This window comes from Yoonia sp., from assembly GCF_017854415.1.
Lineage (GTDB): Bacteria > Pseudomonadota > Alphaproteobacteria > Rhodobacterales > Rhodobacteraceae > Yoonia.
In genome coordinates this window covers 1-18,106 of the sequence record NZ_JAFMHR010000059.1, presented here as the reverse complement: position 1 = coordinate 18,106, position 18,106 = coordinate 1, and the positions used below count along the sequence as shown (strand labels likewise).

The window sequence follows — 18,106 nt, the reverse complement described above, 5'->3', positions numbered from 1 at the left end:
TGAACAGTTTTGAGACCACCAAATGCACCCCCCGGCCCTTTTCAGTCAGGCGCACCCGCACAGAGCGACGGTCAATTTCGCTACGCTCATGGTGCATGTAGCCCGCATCAACGAGTTTTTTCAGATTATAGGACACGTTAGACCCTTGGTAATAGCCGCGCGATTTCAGTTCTCCGGCGGTAACTTCGTTGTCGCCGACATTGAACAGCAGCAAGGCCTGCACCGGATTAATCTCAAGCAGACCAAGACGTTCGAACTCGTCCTTGATCACGTCCAGCAGCAGTCGGTGCAACCTTTCAACAAGGGTCAACGCATCAAGGTAGGCCGTCATAAATGCGGCGCTTTCAGTGCTGGATATACCCGTGTTTGGGGGATCACCCATTTCGCTATGAATTGTCATTTTCAGTGCTCCGCTCTCAACTTGGGAATGGAATAAATCGAAATCAACAAAATTTAGTTAAGCGTAGAATGGTTTTATAACCTTGTCCGCTAAGCGGGTTTGGTTACACCTTGCGCCCCGTCAGCAATCTGCGAGACAAGATCAAGGTATTCCTCTGGCACGGCAAACTGCCCCCCGACCCAGCCATAAATATCATGATCATTTTCTGACAAAAGCTGGTCATAAAGCACGAGCGCATCATCTGTGAAACCAGCCAGATTTGCATCTGCAAAAGCCTGCAAGATCAAATCCATCTCTTTGATGCCACGCCGCATTGACCGCATGCGCAGCCGTTTAATCATGGTTTCGCGATCTTCGGTCATTCGGGATCTTTCAGTGCCGCGCGCAGTCGCTTTTCCAAACGCCCCAGTTTTTCACCAGACTGCGCTATTTGGCTGCGCAGCGCCCGCATTTCAGCCAACAGGTCCAGCACATCATCGGACAGATCATTCGCTTCATCCGGCGCATCCGGACCGTCACCAGCGCCGGTCAAAAGCCAGCTCATCGAAACACCAAGGATACCCGACATCATCTGTAGACGGTTGGCGCGTGGTTCTTTCAGGTCGTTTTCCCAGCTGGTCATTGTGACTGGTTTGACACCTAATTTGCTCGCGAACGCCGCCTGACTGAGACCCGCCGCTTCTCGGGCAGCAGCAAGCCTGTCCCCGAATGTCGCGGTATCTTCGCTAAACCAACCGTGGTCTTCCGTCATCTCTAACTCCTTGATGCTTGCCATGATGCATGCTTGCGTCCTATGTCACACACCTACCCTTTTTACCACCGGATGCCACAAATGACCTTTCTTTCTGCGACACTCGACCGCGTCAAACCGTCTCCGACAATCGCGGTGACCACCAAGGCCCAAGAGCTGAAGGCCGCTGGCCGTGATGTCATTGGGCTGGGTGCAGGCGAACCTGATTTCGACACCCCCCAGAACATCAAGGATGCAGGGATCGCCGCCATCACGGCAGGCAAGACGAAATACACGGCTGTTGACGGCATTCCAGAGCTAAAGCAGGCGATTTGCGCGAAATTCATCCGCGACAATGAACTGACCTATACCCCGTCCCAAGTGACAATCGGCACTGGTGGCAAGCAGGTCCTGTATAACGCGTTTATGGCGACGCTGAATGCAGGTGACGAAGTGATCATCCCCGCACCTTATTGGGTCAGCTATCCCGATATGGTTCTACTTGCAGGCGGCACACCTGTCACCGTCGAAGCCCAGCTTGAGGCTAGCTTCAAAATCACTGCCGCCCAACTTGAGGCCGCGATCACGCCGAAAACAAAGTGGTTCTTGTTCAACTCGCCGTCAAATCCGACGGGCGCTGGCTATAGCTGGTCAGAGCTGAAGGAACTTACAGACGTCCTGCTGCGTCATCCTCATGTCTGGATCATGACAGACGACATGTATGAACATCTGGCCTACGGGAACTTCAAGTTCTGCACGCCCGCCCAAGTTGAACCGCTACTTTATGATCGCACACTGACCGTAAACGGTGTGTCCAAAGCCTATGCGATGACAGGCTGGCGTATCGGCTATGCTGCTGGGCCAGAGCTTTTGATCAAAGCGATGCGCAAGGTGCAATCGCAATCAACATCAAACCCGTGTTCCGTCAGCCAATACGCGGCCGTCGAAGCGCTCAATGGCACGCAAGATTTTCTAGCCCCCAACAATATGCTGTTTGAACGCCGTCGCGACCTTGTCGTCGCAATGCTGAACCAAGCACCCGGAATCATCTGCCCAGAACCCGAAGGCGCATTCTACGTCTATCCGTCCATTGCAGGTTGCTTGGGTAAAACATCACCCGCAGGCACAGTGATCGACAATGACGAGGTCTTTGCGACCGCATTGCTGGAAGAAACTGGCGTTGCGGTAGTCTTTGGCGCGGCCTTTGGACTGAGCCCTAATTTCCGCGTCAGCTATGCAACCTCTGACGAAGCCCTTAAAGAGGCCTGCCAGCGGATCATCAATTTCTGCAAAGCTCTGACGTGACCGGATTTCCTGATCTATATTTTCGGGTGCGCGATAATGGCGCGGTGGTCTTCCGTGTGGACGGAGAAAACCGTGACCGCAGGCTCGAGTTCGACCAAATCGCTGTGGTCAACACCAACCGGGGCGATTTCAAAGTGCTGGGCGATCACATCCTGACCGACGCAGAGCGTGATACGATCACAGGATGGATGAACGCACGGCTAGACCTGCTGGCCGTGCGACAAATGGACGATATTCACCGTGCTATTGATCAGATCAACATCACAAGTCATTGGGTGCAATCCAAAGCGACGGATGCACAGTTGGAACAGGTGACCGAAGAATTGCTGATCGCAATGCACGATTTGCGCAGCAATTTGGTGCGCAAAAAGGCAGATCGCGCGACCAAGGGTTAAGTGCCAATATTAGCATGGAAAAGGCAGGACAACATACGGCTGCCCTGCCCTGATTTCTGGCGTATTTAGATTTAATTACCCATCGTGTGACCGCTATGGTCCATCGTGCCGTGATCGCCCATTTTACGCTCTTCCACGTTGAATTCGATCTCGAGCGCGCCTGCGTTTTCAAACATCAGGGTTGCAGGAATTTCTTCGCCGACCTCAAACGGATCGCCACCCAGCCCCATAAACATGATGTGCAGTCCGCCTGGCATCAGTGTCACGGTTTCGCCCGGCTGCAGTGTGATCCCGTCCTCTAGCTGCATCATGCGTGCGATATCGCCGTCCATTTCGGTTGTGTGGATTTCGACGCGCGGGAAAGCGGCTGTAACAGCCACCAGCCGATCAGTGGTGGTGCCATTGTTGGTGATCTTCATAAAGCCGCCGCCAGTTTGGGCGGTCTTGGCGGTCTCGAACGCCATTGGATGATCAACGACGATATCGCCGACTTTATATTCATGTGCCGACAGGGTTGTTGCCAGCGAACACAAAGCGGCTGCGGTCAGTGTGATAAGTTTCATAAGTTCTCTCCGAAAGCTGTGCCCGTTCTACCGGGTCACGTATGGTTTGATTGTGTAATTAGACAGTCATCAAACCATGGGAGGTGCGCGGACAGGGCGCGACGGATCGGGAACAAACGAGGGCTGCGGCAACGCCGCTAAAGCGCTATGTGTGGCCAGAATAACCGAATGTGGCGCCACACAGGACGCACCCACAGGCGGCAAAGCGACGTTATCGACTAAGCGACACGCATCACAGGTCTGGCCACCGCTGTGCCCGCCAAACCCGTCATCAGCGCAAATATCGGCGTAAGTACCGCCAGCCGCGAGATAGGCGTTCAGGCTTTCAGTCGCGGCACGGGACTCAAACCGATGCGCCAAGCCCGAACTGGCCATTGCGACAAACAGCGCAAAGACAATCATCAATCGGGCAAGGAGGAGCTTTTTCAACTGCATCTTGATGTTATTATAATACTGCGCAACGCGGGGTTCCAGACCCTGCGCTACAACAATTGGTCAAACAGACTGCGGGAGCGGGCGACCTTCATCCCACGCGATGATGTTATCCAAGGCCATCTGCCCCATCGCCTCGCGCACTTCGAGCGCCGCCGTCCCCAAATGGGGCAGCAAAACGACGTTCTCCATCGCGCGAAATGCGTCAGGCACAACAGGTTCTGCGGCAAAGACATCCAGTCCCGCACCTGCAATCTGGCCTGCCTGCAAAGCCGCAATCAAAGCAGGTTCATCCACCACATCACCACGTGCGATATTGACGAAGATAGCCGTGGACTTCATCGCGGCCAAGGCTGCGGCATCGATCATATGCGTGTTCGCACCACCGCCTGGCACAGTAACAACAACGATATCGCAAGCCGCCATCAACTCTTGCAGAGTGTCCACCTGACGGGCGGGCAAATCGACCGCCTTTTGCGAACGGTTAAAATACAGAACCGGCATTTCGAACCCGTAATGACAGCGGCGCGCGACAGCCTGACCAATACGGCCCATGCCGACGATCCCCACTGTTTTGCCTGTTACATGGGTGCCAAGCATCTGCGTCGGGCCCCAGCCGCCCCATTTGTCGGCACGTACCAAACGCTCACCCTCGCCCGCGCGACGGCAGGTGGACAGGATCAACGTCAGGCCAATATCAGCAGTTGCGTCAGTAACCACATCAGGGGTGTTTGAAACGGCCACACCCGCTTTGGCCGCAGCCGCGGCGTCAATGTGGTTATATCCGACACCAAAGTTCGCCAGCACACCGCAGCGGATATCGCCCGTGAAAGCATCGGCCGTGAATTGATCGCCCAAGGTGGGCAAGATCGCATCATAGTCTCGCAGCGCCGCCGCAGCCTCGGCCACGGTCAACCCGTCAGCGGTGTCGCGGACAGTCACATCATAGCGCGTGCGCGCGGCGGCAAGGTTTGCATCAGGCAAAAGCCGCGTAATCAATAGTTTTTTCTTCAATGCAAGCGCCCTCCGATTGGCACGGGTTGGTCGGGGCCGACCAAAACGACCTCTCCGGTTTCATCTGGCATGCCAAGGACCAGAACCTCGGACATGAATTTACCAATTTGACGGGGCGGAAAATTGACAACAGCAAGCACTTGTTTGCCGACCAATGTCTCTGGCGCATAATGTGCCGTGATCTGGGCAGAGGTCTTTTTCTCGCCGATCTCATCCCCGAAATCGATCCACAGTTTGATCGCAGGCTTGCGCGCCTCTGGATAGGGTTCAGCCCGCAGGACGGTGCCAACGCGCACATCGACCTTTAGGAAATCATCAAATGAAATATCACTCATTTGATAGCTCGCGGGACCGATTTGCCGCCGCAGCAACCGCACGGCGCAGCAATGGCGGAAAACCTGTCTCCGCATCCATCAGCACCTCAAGTGCTGCTTGGGTTGTACCATTGGGCGAGGTCACATTGATCCGCAATTGGGTGGGCGTTTCATCCACGTCCTCTGCCAACTCTCCTGCACCGCCGACCGTGGCCTTGGCCAATTGCATCGCCAAATCAGCGGGCAAACCTTCGGCTTCGCCCGCAGCAGCGAGCGCTTCGATCAGGTGAAACACATAGGCAGGGCCAGAGCCGGACACCGCAGTGACCGCATCCATCTGTCCTTCGTTATCCAAGCGGACAGTTTGACCAATCGACAGCAAAAGCCCATCAGCCAAATCCATATCATCAGGTGTGACATTGGTGTTGCCGATTAGCGCCGTGATACCACGGCCAACAGCGGCAGGCGTGTTCGGCATCGCACGCACGATTGGGGTTTTTTCACCCAACATCGCCTCAAAGGTGGCAATCGGTGTGCCCGCCGCAATTGAAATGACCAAAGTATGCCCATTGCCCAACACTTTTACGTCAGGCAACGCATCCGCCATCATCTGCGGTTTGACAGCAATAATCGCAATCGCAGGATTGTCAGGCAAATCACCGCCAATATGCACGCCCTGTTCCTTGAGCCACACAGACGGATGTGGATCAATGACCCAAACCGACTTGGCCGGTAACCCGGAACGCAGCCAGCCATTCAGCATAGCAGAGCCCATTTTCCCGCAACCTAGCAAAACCAGCCCGCGCGCTGCGACATCATTCATGTTCATGGATGCACCTCTTGTATATCTCGCAAAAGGTTACGGAAACGTAAGGTGGGTTTAAACCCACCTTAGCAATAATTTTAGGCCCGCCCGTAAGCACCGCCAATAGCGACCTGCACGGCGTCTTGCGGCGTGCGGTCCGCCCATGTGACCAGTTGGATCGCAGGGTAGTACTGCTCGCAGGCAGCAACAGCCGCAGATATCATTGTGTCAACTTGATCTGGCCCAGCAACCTGATCCCCGCTCAACATCAGCCCATAGCGGTAAACCATCAGCTTTTGTTCATCCCACCACGTAAAGGCACCCGCCCAACAGCGGTCATTGATGGTGTTCAATGTTTCGTACAGGGCCGGCATCCGGTCTTCGGGCGGCTCCATGTCAAAGGTACAGATCAAACGAAGCGTTTCATCATATGCAGACCAAGCAAGCGTAATTGAATACGTCCGCCATTGGCCCTCGACGGCCATCGCGATCTGGTCGTCGTGAATGCGGTCAAACTCCCACGCGTGGTGCTCTGCGATATGTTCCACCAGATCAATCGGGTGGAGATCTTCTGCATCAGGGAAATGCTCGGACAATGCCATGTGCTTTGCCTCACTGCGTTGGCGAAGGGGACATGGCAGTGCCCCAGCGCTAGATAACTGCTCTAGGGACGGTGTTGTTCACCTTTATCCCCTACTACATATCGTGGACCGAAGGGATCCTAGCTGTAAAGCCATTTCTTGGGGATAAAAGGGAGTATGCGGCGCGTCAGACAAAAAACATGTGGATATGTCGTCCGAATTTGGCATTTTGTGGCGCGCAAGTTTGTAGGGCGGGGGTTTCCCCCCGCCGGTAGATTTATTCAGTTTAGAGATTGCCGATGGGGACAAACCCCACCGTGCGAAGATTTACTTTTTCGCTTCTAACGCCGCGATCCGTACCGCTAGCGCGTCGTTTTCTTCGCGGGCCTTTTGGGCCATCGCACGTACCGCGTCGAACTCTTCACGAGTAACAAAGTCGCGATCTGCCAACCAGCGGTCCATCATCGATGACATCGCGGTTTGCGCCTCGTCTTTGGCACCTTGGGCCACGCCCATTGCATTTGTCATCAGTTGGCTGATGTCATCGAGGATTTTATTGTTAGTCATTAGGTTCTCCAATCGCTTTGTCCTCTATATGGTGCCTACGGCGCGTTCGGACAAGCGGGCATTGTCTGGTTGACTTTGACGCATGCACCGACAAGGAATGGCGGCATGTTTGCAGCAATCCCCTTTCCCAATATCTCGCCGGAGATATTCGCGTTTTCCGTTGGCGGCTTTGAGATCGCTCTGCGCTGGTATGCGATGGCCTATATTGTGGGTATCGCGCTAGGTTGGCAGTTGATCAAATTCGCGCTGAACCGGCCCGCGCTGTGGCGCAACGGGCCGCCGATGAAGGTGTCGCAGCTCGAAGACTTGCTAACGTATATCGTGATCGGCGTGATTGGCGGGGGGCGCATGGGCTATGTGCTATTCTATAAGCCCGCTGAATTTCTGTCCGCTCCGCTTGATGTCTTTAAAATCTGGGAAGGTGGGCTGTCATTTCATGGCGGTTTTCTGGGTGTGGTCGTCGCAGTCTTTGTGTTTAGCAAACGCCAAAAGGTATCTGTGCCGGATTTGGCAGACATTATTGCCGTTTCCGCAGCACCCGCGATTTTTCTTGTCCGCATCGCAAACTTCATCAACGCCGAGCTTTGGGGGCGTCCTACGGACCTGCCTTGGGGCGTCGTCTTTCCGGGCCAAGCTGCCCAAGCCTGTGCAACAGCGTTAGAACCTTGCGTGCGTCACCCCTCACAGCTTTACGAAGCTGGGCTAGAAGGGCTGCTGCTGGGCACTATCCTGCTGCTACTGGCCTTCCGCTTTGGCGCGCTGAAGAAACCGTGGCTATTGTCTGGTGTCTTCTTCACGGGCTACGGCATCGCGCGTTTCATGGTCGAATTCGTGCGCCAACCTGATGCGCAATTCGTCACGGTCGGAAATGAGCTTGGGCTGGCCTTCCATGTAAACGGCATCGGCCTGACGATGGGCCAAACCCTGACACTGCCGATGATCCTTGTGGGTCTAACAGTTGTGCTAATGGCACGGCGCAGATGACGGTCTTGGGTGATCTTTTGGTCGCCCGCATCGCGCGGACCGGCCCGATCAGTTTGGCCGACTACATGGCAGACTGCTTGATGCATCCCGTGCACGGCTACTACGCCACCCGCGATCCGTTTGGGCAAAACGGCGATTTCATCACCGCCCCCGAGATTAGCCAGATGTTTGGCGAACTCATCGGTTTGTCACTGGCACAATCATGGATCGACCAAGGCAAACCCGCGCCCTTTACCTTGGCAGAGCTGGGTCCGGGACGCGGCACATTGATGGCGGACATCCTGCGCGCCACCAAAGCTGTGCCGGGTTTCCATGATGCTATGGCCGTCCACTTTGTTGAAACCTCACCCACTTTACGCAAGGTCCAAGCGAAAACCGTCCCCGATGCCCACTGGCAAGACAGTGTGGCCACCCTGCCCGAGCAACCGCTATTCCTGATCGCCAACGAATTCTTTGATGCGCTACCAATCCGGCAGTTCGTACGGACAGGCGACGCGTGGCGCGAAAAGATGGTGGGGTTGACCGATGATGAACTAAGCTTTGGACTGTCTACCGCGGCACCACTTGCCCTGCTTGAACAGAGGCTTGCCGATACCGCCGAAGGTGATCTGATAGAGCATTGCACCGCCCTGCCTGCAATCATGCAAACGATTGGGCAATTGATAGACACACACGGCGGCACCGCACTGGTCATCGACTATGGGGATTGGCAGTCACAAGGGGACACACTGCAGGCGCTTAAGGCGCATGATCATGTGGACCCGCTTGCGACACCCGGCGAAAGTGACCTCACCGCACACGTTGATTTCGCGGCAATCGCACACAACGCTCCCCCTGCAAAATTCACACGACTGACGACGCAGGGTGTGTACCTTGAACGGCTAGGGATCACCGCACGTGCGCAGATCCTCGCGCAACGGCTTACTGGCCCCACCCGCGACGCACACATCAAAGCACATCGGCGCTTGACCCACCCTGCAGAAATGGGTGACCTATTTAAAGTGATGGGAATTTATCCCGCCACCGCAACTCCGCCATCTGGGTTAGAGCCATGACACTGGACATTATACAACATCCGCTTTTGGCGGGAACACGGCACGGGTTCTTTGGCCGCGGTGGTGGTGCATCGTCGGGCGTATTCTCTGGGCTGAACTGTGGGTTTGGCAGTTCCGACCAGCGCGACATTGTGCATATCAACCGCGCACGGGTGGCAGGCGCGATGGACGTTGAAATTGATGACCTCATTGGAGTGCATCAAATCCACTCCGCGGATGCAGTAATAATCAATGCACCACATGCGCAGGCACCAAAAGCGGACGCCATGGTCACTGCCACAAAGGGGATCGCATTGGGCATCCTGACGGCCGATTGTCAGCCCGTTCTATTTGCCGACAAAAAGGCAGGCGTAATCGGAGCCGCGCACGCAGGCTGGAAAGGCGCGTTAGGCGGCGTGCTCGACGCGACTGTGGCGCAGATGGAGACCCTTGGCGCTGCACGCGCGGACATCGTAGCCGTGATCGGACCCTCAATCAGCCAAACCAACTACGAAGTCGGACCGGAACTGCGCGAAAGCTTTGTTGCGACCGACCCAGACCATGCACAGTTTTTCACGGCCGGTAAGGGTGATCGTTTTCAATTTGATCTGCCCGCCTTCGGGCTGCACCGCCTTAAACAGATTGGCGTCGCAAGTGCGGCGTGGACTGGACATTGCACCTATGCGGATGCAAAGCGATTCTATAGCTACCGTCGGTCGGTTCACCAAAAGCAGGCGGACTACGGGCGACTTATTGCCACAATTCGGCTCTGAAGCTGCAAACAAAGGCAGAATGGGGCGAAACCGCCGCAGTTCAGTCGTCGCGGCAACAAGGAACCCCATGTCGCAAACCAATTTGTGTGTGTTTTTTCAATATATTGCTGAGGGCAATTGAACCAACTCGGTAAAAAATGAAGAAATTTGCCCTTCGTCAAATTCTCGCCAGTTTAAGACGTCATCTTCTTCACAATGCCCTCGCCAAAAGAGGGCTCTTAAGAAGAAGGTATCAAAAATGAAAAGTCGTTGGCAGAAATCCTTGGAAGCCGCTGTAGCAGCATATGACACCCCAATGCCTTGGGAGCGCGGTGCGCCACGCAAGGCGATGATTATGCGTCGCAAAGAGCGGGCAAATGAAGAAGCCCAATCAACGGTTTTACAGGCGCAAAGCGCCTAGATCCCCTCTTTAAAGATCGCTGTCGCCAACAGCTTTTGTCGCGAAGTTTCGCGGCCTGTGGCGGCACGAAAGCTTGAGGTTCGACGTCTTGATCAGTCCACGCGTGGGCTGTGATGACCGAAGCCGCAGGCGCAACAGACGAACACGTGTATTTTAAACAGTAACCCTTGTTGACCTCAGATGTTGTGCGGTGGGCCCAGCAACTGATGTGAACCCTGATAGATAGGCTTTCGCATGAACCAGCCCCTTTCCGCTTCGTTTTCACAAGTAACACACCACAACAGCCGTCCCGCATCGTTGCGTCAGGACGCACTTGATGCCTTTGCGCCGCTTCCGCCAGAGCTGCCGATGCGCAAGTACGAGATCATGTATCTTGATCGTGACGGGCAATTGCGTGACATCCGCCGGACAGCCCGCGCTCACACCGTTTATGAGCAAGCGTTTTGCGTCCTCAAACAAGGCGCATTGGTCACTTCGGAAAATGGCATTATCGCCGTTGAAGATGTCTTGCCGGGCGATAAATTGCGCCTTGGTGACGGCAGCTTTGAAACTGTCCAATGGCGCGGCTGCATTACCATCCAGCCAAACCGCCCCGCCGAGAACAGCCCCTTGCCCACGCTGACCCGTCTGACCGCGGACGCAATGGGATATAACCGCCCTTCGCCTGATCTTGTGCTTGGATATGGCGCGCGTATTTTGCACCGCGCCGCTGGCATCCGCCGCGTAAGCGGTAGCGACGCCGCATTTATCCCCGCGTCTGATTTCGTGGACGGCAATAACGTCTTGTCACTGCGTCCTACAACGCCATTTGCTGTCTACCAATTCGGTTTTGAAAAACAGCAAAGCCTTGAAGTGAACGGTGTTGAAATCGAAACGCTGCACCCGGGCACCGCATTCAACCTTGGCTTACGTGGTGCGGCCTTGCGCGCCTACTTGGCCCTGTTCCCGCACAAGCAGTCTTTCGAAGACTTTGGCATGCTCGACTGCCCACGTCTGCGCTTGCGTGATCTAGAACTGCTAGAGTGAACTTGGATGTGGGGTGATCTTAACGGATCGCCCCCAAAACCGCGTCATCATCAAAACGGCAGCTACAGCAAGGCCGATCACAAGGCCCAGCCACAAACCAACGCCGCCCATGTTAAACTTGAACGCCAAAATATAGCTGACGGGCAGGCCAATCACCCAATAGCTGAATGTGGCCATAATCATCGGCACCGTTGTGTCTTGAACACCGCGTAGCAGGCCCAAGGCCAACACCTGCAAACCATCAACCAACTGGAACAATGCGGCAACCATAATCAAGCTCGCGCCAATCCGCAGCAGCGTCGCGCGCTCCGGCTCCGCAGGATCGATAAACAAGGACACGAGGGTTTCGGGAATCGCCAAAAAGATCAGTGATGTCACGACCGCATAGATTGCCGACATGCCAATCGCAGTGATCCCGCCACGGCGCAAAGATGCCTTGTCCCTGCGGCCCAGCGCCCGCCCTGCGCGTACCGTTGCCGCCTGACTAAAACCGATATGGACCATGAATGTCAGGCTCGCCAATTGGATGGCGATGCCGTGTGCCGCCAATTCAAGCGGCCCGATCCAACCCATCATCACGGCAGACGCGCTAAACAATCCGCCCTCAGCCAAAGATGTCAGCCCGATAGGCCAGCCCAACTTGTAGACACGCTTCATAATCTCGCTATCGCTACGCCAAAAATTCTTGAACAATTGAAACTGCGGCAGGACACGCAAGATATAAATGACCAAGATCAGAACAGTGATCGTGGTCACTGTCAGCGATGCGATTGCTGCGCCTTTGATGCCCAGCTCGGGCATGCCCCAATTTCCGAAAATCAGCGCATAGTTTACAAATCCGTTCAGCACAGCCGTGCCAATCGTCGCCCAGAGAATGATTGCCGTGTGTTCCATCGCGGCCAGAAAAGCCTTGAGCGTCATAACGATCAGCGCAGGCACCATCTGCCAAATCACGATCTGCAGGTAGATATGCGCAAGGTCTGCGACCTCGGCATCTTGGCCCATCGCAATCAAGATATCTTCGGCCCAGAAGAACGGAATCGTCACAATCAAGCCGTAGAGGATCGAAAGCCATAGCCCCATGCGGGTCACACGGCGGACTTGGACGTCGTCGTCTTCTTCGGCGGCTGCAGCCACCAAAGGTGTTACGGCCTGCGAAAATCCGGCCCCTACAATGAAGATAACAAAGAACATCGTGCCTGCGATGGTTGACGCCGCAAGTGCTGTCACACTGTACCAGCCCAGCATCACTGTATCGGTAATATGGATCGCAAACTGCGCCAAATTGCTAAGGATTAATGGCATCCCCAGCTTCCAGACCGCGCGGCTGTGATCTTGATATGTTTGTGCGACAGCAGTCATGGTCAAAGGCTTAGGCCCCAAGCCAGCCGGGGTAAAGCACTATCAGATCGCGCGCAGCACCAACTGTGTGGCCAAGATCACGACAATCGCGCCAGTGCAAATTTCGAACAACGCACCGGCGCGTGCAACGGCGCTGTGGTTGACCAATTTCAGTGTGCTTTCGCGAAAACCGACAGAGGCAACAGCTACAAGGATCGTGATGCTTGCCGTGCCCAGTCCCATAACAAAGGCCCCAATAATACCTGCATAATCAATCCCAAACCGCCACGTCAGGATCAGCAAGAACAGCGCACCTGTGCAGGGTCGCACCGCAATTGTTCCAATCACGGCCAGTGCATCACGCCACGAACCCACGGCCTCGGCCTGTTCAACGGTTGGCCCGTGCGCATGCCCGCAAGCCGCACAAGTATCGCCGTCACCAACATGCACATGTTCCGGTTTCAGGTGGCGCAGCCCTCTGATCAGCAGCCAAAGCCCAACCGCTCCGATCAATGCATAGCTGAGAGGAGCCAGCACATCATCGGCCAAATCGGTCATTTGCGCGCGCCCCCAGCCCAAAACAAACGCTGCAAAATAGACCAAGATGATCGCCGTTGCCGCCTGCGCCAGTGATGCGCCAAGCGCCAAGCCCGCCAGCCTGCGGGCCGTCACACTTGATCCCGCGCCATACCCGCCAATCACCAGCTTTCCGTGTCCTGGCCCTGCGGCATGTACGAACCCGTAAGCAAAACAAAGCCCCCAAAGCGTCATCAATGCCCCTGCTTCGCCCGCGCGCAATCCACGCAAAGACGCGGCCATAGCGTTTTGCACATCACGTTGCGTATCAGACGCGAACCGTGTGATTTGATCGGCGCCACCAAGCGCCCAAAGCCACAGCGCCACTGCAGCCATGATGCCTAGGACTAAAGCGGGTCCGCGCATGTCACAACAATCGTGTCGGCGAAAGCGTCGCCAATTGCAGGGAAATATTCGTCGGGACCAACTGTGCTAGGATCACGGTCGTCCAACTGGCTTTCCGCCAAAGCATATGCCGCATCAATATCTGCGGCGATAATTTGCACATCGCAATCATCACGGCCTTCGACCGTTACAGCGGGTAGTAGTTCATAGGCCGTGTAAAAGCTGGGGTCGTAAACCCGAATTAGCAGTGGTGCAGCGGGGTCCGCAACCGCAGCTACCGGCCTGACATGCGCCTCGTGAAACAACCCGCCTTCATATGTCATTGCATGGTCTTGCTTGTCGGCCAACGTCAGAATCACGCCGTCCTGAGCCACCTCTAGATCGCCCGCATAATCAGGCGGCCAAGCAGTGATTTGCCCGTCTAGCAACGCTTGTTCTTCTGCTGTCAGCAACAAATCGCCATCCATGTCGATCCCAAGGTCACTTGTCACCAAAAGCGAAAACAGGTCATCATAGAACCAGTCCAGACGCACCGACAGTTTGCCCGCATCATCAAACACCACGGCCACCTGCGCCTGCACAAACACATGCGGATGGGCGGCAGCGGTCACCGGAAAAGCAAGGGCCGCAATCAAAGGAAAGGTCAGGCGCATCATGGATATCTAGGGCGCATCAGCATCCGCGACAATGGGCACGTCTTCTGGTTCTAACCAGCCTTGGTAATGCACCATCAATGCGCCGGTCAGCGGGGCAAGTAGCTGCACATCAAAATGAAACCGATCGTCCGCTTCAAACTCACGCGCAATGCTTTGTGGCATTAGGAACTTAGGCAAAGGGACCGGGCCCAACCTGCCCGCCTTCACCGGATAGAACAGCATCCCATCCGCGACATGCAGGCCCAGCGTAAACGTGAATGGACCAAAAGTTTCGGTCATCGCACCGTCTTGTACCTTCAAAAACGATGTAAAACGCCTTGCACCAAAGCGGCGCTCCCAGAACTCTCCGCCGTTCTGCGGGGTCATCGTCACAGCAACGGCCACATCATCTGCGGCAGGCGGAAATCTGAACAGCCCCGCCAAGCCACGCGACCACAGCGATGTACCTCGCGTGACCCGTGCCCTCCCTTTCATTGCCAACGGGCCGCGTACGTCGTGACCTGCGCGTACGGCGTATGCAAGAGCGTCAAACTCAGCACCTAGAAAAGCTGCGAAAACAGGCGCAGCACCACTATCTGGTGTCATCAGCCAAGCACATCGCGCCAAGAATGCTTGGGGGCAAACCCGACCATCTGCTTGGCTTTGTCATTGGCGTAAAACGTCTCGTCTGGCCGCATCTGCCGTTTTACGGGCACGCCTTGATAGAACCGCGCGACCACCTCATCAGATGATATCCCAACCGATGCGTCACTATTCGAGACGTTGAAGACCTGATAGCCCAGCCCGTCCGTTTTAAGGCAACAGTCAACCATATGCCCCAAATCGCGGGCATCGATATACGCAAAGATATTGCGGCGACGGCAGGCTGGATCATCCATGTAAGCCGGAAAGTTCTCTGCATATTCATGCGGTTCTGTGACGTGATTGATCCGCAGGCCGTAAATATCGATGCCCGTGCGGGCGTGGAATGATTTGGCTGTGACCTCGTTGCAGACCTTGGACATCGCATAGCTGTCGTGCGGCACCGTCGGGTGATCTTCGTCGATCGGAATATACTGTGGTTTGACTTCGCCATCGGCAAAACAAACGCCGTACGTCGTCTCGGAACTGGCAAAGATCACTTTGGGAATACCCAGTTTCACAGCCGCTTCAATGACGTTGTAAGTGGTCAGTGTGTTCTGACGAAAGCACTCGCCATCCGTGCCGATCATGACGCGCGGGACTGCAGCGAAATGCACGACCGCATCGTATTTCGGCACACCGTCACCAGTATCAAGTTGGTAGAAATCCACAAACTGCGACATGGCCCCGATCACTTGGCCTGCATCACACAGGTCAATCAGCAATTCCGGTACAGCCAGACCGGACGGGGTTAGATCCGCATTGACTACATGGTGACCCTGCCCCTGCAGATACGCAATCGCATGTTTACCAGCCTTGCCGCTGCCGCCTGTAAAGAAAACCCGCATATCCATGTGCCCTTGTTTGAATTGAGGTGATAATGCCCCAAGCATACCTGACTGACAAACTACTTTCGCCTATGGCGCACCGTCGCGGCGCTTGCGGGTGAACACCATCTTTTGGTCCTTCAGATCGCCTTTGCTGCCGATCCAAGCGTAGGCCAAAAGTGCCGGCTCATTCACGCCGACCGTGATGCGGTGCAGGTGTTCTGGCGGGTTAAAAATCATTGAACCGGGCACATAGACGCCTTGATGGTTTTCCGACACGGCACCGGACAAACAAACATAGCTTTCGGTGATCCCACGATGGGCATGTGCGGGATAGGTGCAACCCGGACCAAACAAAACGATCCCCAAAATAATCTCGTCCGACACCACGGGCCCCGCAGGACCAGCCACCTCTGCATAAGCATAGTTCCCGACAAGGCCCTTTGGCACCTTTTCATACCCGTACTGCCACGACAAATCCGTTTGCACAGATTCTAACGCGCGCACCATTTTACCCATCCGGTCACCGCGCCCTTGATCAAAGGCGCGTTTGAGGTGCGCAGTCACAGGTTTGGTCGCGGGCGGCTGCGTGCAAATCTCTGGATTGGCCTTGAGCACGCGATTTATTGCCTCGCGCACATTGCGTTGATGGCCACGAATACGCTCGCTGCCACCCGACGGCAAAAAGCGGTAAAGCTCGTAGTATTCCTGCAGCAGATAGCGCCAATCAGGCAGCGTGCGCAGGCGCGGCGGCGGTATATCGGCGGGGTGGTCCATGCGGTGCAATCCTTGCTTTTTCGTTTCATGGCATGATGTGCATCAACCGCCAACCCATCGGTGCCCGCAATCTGCATTTGTCGCAACCAACTTGGCCAAACGATGCCAGATGCAGCCTTTCCCCACCCCGTCTGCTCTGTCATATTGCACCAAACAATAATTGAGGTGAGCAGCCCATGACCAACGATCTTTTGTCCAGCAGCGGCCCCGACGACTATAACGCCGACAGCATCGAGGTGCTTGAAGGGCTGGAACCTGTGCGCAAGCGTCCCGGCATGTATATCGGGGGCACGGACGAACGGGCACTGCATCATTTGGTGGCCGAAGTCCTTGATAACTCCATGGACGAAGCGGTCGCAGGTCACGCCAACCGGATCGAAGTCGAACTGCATGCCGATTATTCCGTGACCATCAAAGACAACGGGCGCGGCATCCCGATCGATCCGCACCCCAAGTTCCCTGACAAATCCGCGCTAGAAGTCATCCTGTGCACACTGCACGCTGGCGGCAAGTTTTCCGGCAAAGCCTATCAAACATCAGGCGGTTTGCACGGCGTCGGCGCATCCGTTGTGAACGCATTGTCTGACAGCTTGGTCGTCCAAGTTGCGCGCAACAAAGAACTTTATGAACAACGCTTTTCACGCGGTATCCCGCTGGGGCCTGTCGAAAAAGTCGGCAGCGCACCAAACAGACGCGGCACGACGTTCACCTTTCATGCGGACCCCGAAATATTTGGCGCGCACCGTTTCAAGCCCGCACGCATGTTCAGTTCGATCCGGTCCAAAGCCTATCTATTCTCTGGCGTTGAAATTCGCTGGAAAACGGAAATCGACGATGGCGAAACCCCGCGCGAGGCGACGTTCCATTTTCCCGGCGGCCTATCCGATTACCTTAAGGAAACGCTTGGTACTGCTACGACCTATGCCGATAAACCCTTTGCAGGCACCGTCGAATTCAACGAAAAATTTGGCGAGCCGGGCAAGGTTGAATGGGCGATCAACTGGACGCCCGTGCGCGACGGCTTTATCCAATCCTATTGTAACACCGTGCCAACGCCCGAAGGCGGCACGCACGTCAGTGGCTTTTGGGCCGCGATCCTGAAAGGCATCAAGGCTTACGGCGAGCTATCAAACAACAAGAAAGCCGCGCAAATCACCCGCGATGATCTGACATCAGGCGGCTGCGCACTGGTGTCGTGCTTTATCCGCGATCCGGCCTTTGTGGGTCAAACCAAAGACCGCCTATCCTCCGAAATTGCCGCCAAAATGACCGAAGGCGCCGTGCGCGACCACTTTGACAACTGGCTGGCCGCTGACACGAAATCCGCAGGTGCGATCCTTGATTTTCTGGTGCTGCGTGCCGAGGAACGCCTTAAGCGGCGTCAGGAAAAAGAGACCGCACGCAAATCCGCGACCAAGAAACTGCGTCTGCCCGGCAAATTGACCGATTGCACATCCAAAGACCGCAAAGGCACAGAGCTGTTCATCGTGGAGGGCGACAGTGCTGGCGGATCAGGCAAAGGCGCGCGCAACCGCGTGAACCAAGCGCTGCTGCCGCTCAAGGGTAAAATCCTGAACGTGTTGGGCGCTGCGTCATCGAAACTGACAACCAACGCCGAGATTAACGACCTGTGCGAAGCA

General features: G+C 55.6%; 24 protein-coding genes. 8 read left to right on the top strand and 16 right to left on the bottom strand.

What is annotated here, in order from left to right; genetic code table 11:
- From QZ197_RS08485 to QZ197_RS08475, 3 genes are all read right to left on the bottom strand, one after another.
- A partial coding sequence (locus QZ197_RS08485) for a winged helix DNA-binding protein (protein WP_296431454.1) occupies positions 1–382 on the bottom strand: 382 nt, incomplete at its 3' end.
- A gap of 107 nt (positions 383–489) precedes the next feature.
- Complete coding sequence (locus QZ197_RS08480; RefSeq protein WP_296431450.1) at positions 490–762, bottom strand: succinate dehydrogenase assembly factor 2; 273 nt, start codon at positions 760–762, stop codon at positions 490–492.
- Complete coding sequence (locus QZ197_RS08475; protein ID WP_296431448.1) at positions 759–1,151, bottom strand: helix-turn-helix transcriptional regulator; 393 nt, start codon at positions 1,149–1,151, stop codon at positions 759–761. The genes QZ197_RS08480 and QZ197_RS08475 overlap by 4 nt, the downstream gene beginning before the upstream one ends.
- Positions 1,152–1,232: 81 nt before the next feature.
- On the opposite strand from QZ197_RS08475, the gene QZ197_RS08470 reads away from it, so the two are divergent.
- Both QZ197_RS08470 and QZ197_RS08465 read left to right on the top strand, forming a co-directional pair.
- Complete coding sequence (locus QZ197_RS08470) at positions 1,233–2,435, top strand: pyridoxal phosphate-dependent aminotransferase (protein ID WP_296431453.1); 1,203 nt, start codon at positions 1,233–1,235, stop codon at positions 2,433–2,435.
- Positions 2,432–2,830, top strand: coding sequence for a hypothetical protein (locus QZ197_RS08465; RefSeq protein WP_296431447.1), 399 nt, complete (start codon positions 2,432–2,434; stop codon positions 2,828–2,830). The genes QZ197_RS08470 and QZ197_RS08465 overlap by 4 nt, the downstream gene beginning before the upstream one ends.
- Before the next feature lie 71 nt (positions 2,831–2,901).
- On the opposite strand, the gene QZ197_RS08460 is transcribed toward QZ197_RS08465, so the two are convergent.
- The 7 genes from QZ197_RS08460 to QZ197_RS08430 all read right to left on the bottom strand — a co-directional run bounded on the left by QZ197_RS08460 (position 2,902) and on the right by QZ197_RS08430 (position 7,106).
- Entirely contained in the window at positions 2,902–3,393 is a 492-nt protein-coding gene (locus tag QZ197_RS08460) for a copper chaperone PCu(A)C (protein ID WP_296431446.1), read from the bottom strand.
- Between the two features lie 69 nt (positions 3,394–3,462).
- Positions 3,463–3,795, bottom strand: coding sequence for a hypothetical protein (locus QZ197_RS08455; RefSeq protein ID WP_296431444.1), 333 nt, complete (start codon positions 3,793–3,795; stop codon positions 3,463–3,465).
- Between the two features lie 93 nt (positions 3,796–3,888).
- A complete protein-coding gene (locus QZ197_RS08450) occupies positions 3,889–4,839 on the bottom strand; it encodes a D-glycerate dehydrogenase (protein ID WP_296431443.1) in 951 nt (316 codons plus the stop codon).
- On the bottom strand, positions 4,836–5,174 hold the full coding sequence (locus QZ197_RS08445) for a tRNA-binding protein (RefSeq protein ID WP_296431442.1): 339 nt from the start codon (positions 5,172–5,174) through the stop codon (positions 4,836–4,838). Before QZ197_RS08445 ends, QZ197_RS08450 begins: the two co-directional genes overlap by 4 nt.
- Entirely contained in the window at positions 5,167–5,982 is an 816-nt protein-coding gene (gene proC, locus QZ197_RS08440; RefSeq protein WP_296431441.1) for a pyrroline-5-carboxylate reductase, read from the bottom strand. Before proC ends, QZ197_RS08445 begins: the two co-directional genes overlap by 8 nt.
- Positions 5,983–6,056: 74 nt before the next feature.
- Positions 6,057–6,560 carry a YbjN domain-containing protein gene (locus QZ197_RS08435; RefSeq protein ID WP_296431440.1) on the bottom strand — a complete coding sequence of 168 codons (504 nt, stop codon included), beginning with the start codon at positions 6,558–6,560 and terminating at the stop codon, positions 6,057–6,059.
- 306 nt (positions 6,561–6,866) lie between these two features.
- Positions 6,867–7,106: an accessory factor UbiK family protein gene (locus tag QZ197_RS08430; RefSeq protein WP_296431439.1), complete on the bottom strand. Its 240-nt coding sequence runs from the start codon at positions 7,104–7,106 to the stop codon at positions 6,867–6,869.
- Between the two features lie 105 nt (positions 7,107–7,211).
- On the opposite strand from QZ197_RS08430, the gene lgt reads away from it, so the two are divergent.
- From lgt to QZ197_RS08405, 5 genes are all read left to right on the top strand, one after another.
- Entirely contained in the window at positions 7,212–8,090 is an 879-nt protein-coding gene (gene lgt / locus QZ197_RS08425) for a prolipoprotein diacylglyceryl transferase (protein ID WP_296431438.1), read from the top strand.
- Positions 8,087–9,145, top strand: coding sequence for an SAM-dependent methyltransferase (locus tag QZ197_RS08420; RefSeq protein ID WP_296431436.1), 1,059 nt, complete (start codon positions 8,087–8,089; stop codon positions 9,143–9,145). Before lgt ends, QZ197_RS08420 begins: the two co-directional genes overlap by 4 nt.
- The gene (gene pgeF / locus QZ197_RS08415; RefSeq protein ID WP_296431435.1) at positions 9,142–9,897 is read left to right on the top strand and encodes a peptidoglycan editing factor PgeF; all 756 of its coding nucleotides are present in this window, start codon (positions 9,142–9,144) and stop codon (positions 9,895–9,897) included. Before QZ197_RS08420 ends, pgeF begins: the two co-directional genes overlap by 4 nt.
- A 238-nt stretch (positions 9,898–10,135) precedes the next feature.
- Complete coding sequence (locus QZ197_RS08410) at positions 10,136–10,297, top strand: hypothetical protein (RefSeq protein WP_296431434.1); 162 nt, start codon at positions 10,136–10,138, stop codon at positions 10,295–10,297.
- 234 nt (positions 10,298–10,531) lie between these two features.
- Positions 10,532–11,323: a Hint domain-containing protein gene (locus QZ197_RS08405; protein WP_296431433.1), complete on the top strand. Its 792-nt coding sequence runs from the start codon at positions 10,532–10,534 to the stop codon at positions 11,321–11,323.
- Here the strand turns inward: QZ197_RS08405 and QZ197_RS08400 are convergent.
- The 6 genes from QZ197_RS08400 to QZ197_RS08375 all read right to left on the bottom strand — a co-directional run bounded on the left by QZ197_RS08400 (position 11,315) and on the right by QZ197_RS08375 (position 16,466).
- A complete protein-coding gene (locus tag QZ197_RS08400) occupies positions 11,315–12,685 on the bottom strand; it encodes an MATE family efflux transporter (RefSeq protein ID WP_296431432.1) in 1,371 nt (456 codons plus the stop codon). The two genes, QZ197_RS08405 and QZ197_RS08400, sit on opposite strands and share 9 nt — an antisense overlap.
- A gap of 42 nt (positions 12,686–12,727) precedes the next feature.
- A complete protein-coding gene (locus QZ197_RS08395; protein WP_296431431.1) occupies positions 12,728–13,606 on the bottom strand; it encodes a hypothetical protein in 879 nt (292 codons plus the stop codon).
- The gene (locus QZ197_RS08390; RefSeq protein WP_296431430.1) at positions 13,588–14,238 is read right to left on the bottom strand and encodes a DUF1007 family protein; all 651 of its coding nucleotides are present in this window, start codon (positions 14,236–14,238) and stop codon (positions 13,588–13,590) included. The genes QZ197_RS08395 and QZ197_RS08390 overlap by 19 nt, the downstream gene beginning before the upstream one ends.
- Before the next feature lie 9 nt (positions 14,239–14,247).
- Positions 14,248–14,826, bottom strand: a complete 579-nt coding sequence (locus tag QZ197_RS08385; RefSeq protein WP_296431429.1) for a DUF4166 domain-containing protein — start codon at positions 14,824–14,826, stop codon at positions 14,248–14,250.
- On the bottom strand, positions 14,826–15,710 hold the full coding sequence (locus QZ197_RS08380) for an NAD(P)-dependent oxidoreductase (RefSeq protein ID WP_296431451.1): 885 nt from the start codon (positions 15,708–15,710) through the stop codon (positions 14,826–14,828). Before QZ197_RS08380 ends, QZ197_RS08385 begins: the two co-directional genes overlap by 1 nt.
- A 69-nt stretch (positions 15,711–15,779) precedes the next feature.
- Positions 15,780–16,466 (bottom strand): dimethylsulfonioproprionate lyase family protein, encoded by a 687-nt coding sequence (locus tag QZ197_RS08375; protein WP_296431428.1) that lies wholly within the window; start codon positions 16,464–16,466, stop codon positions 15,780–15,782.
- A 176-nt stretch (positions 16,467–16,642) separates the two neighbouring features.
- Between QZ197_RS08375 and QZ197_RS08370 the strand changes: the two genes are divergently transcribed.
- Positions 16,643–18,106: ATP-binding protein (locus tag QZ197_RS08370; protein WP_296431427.1), on the top strand; the 1,464-nt coding region annotated here is incomplete at its 3' end.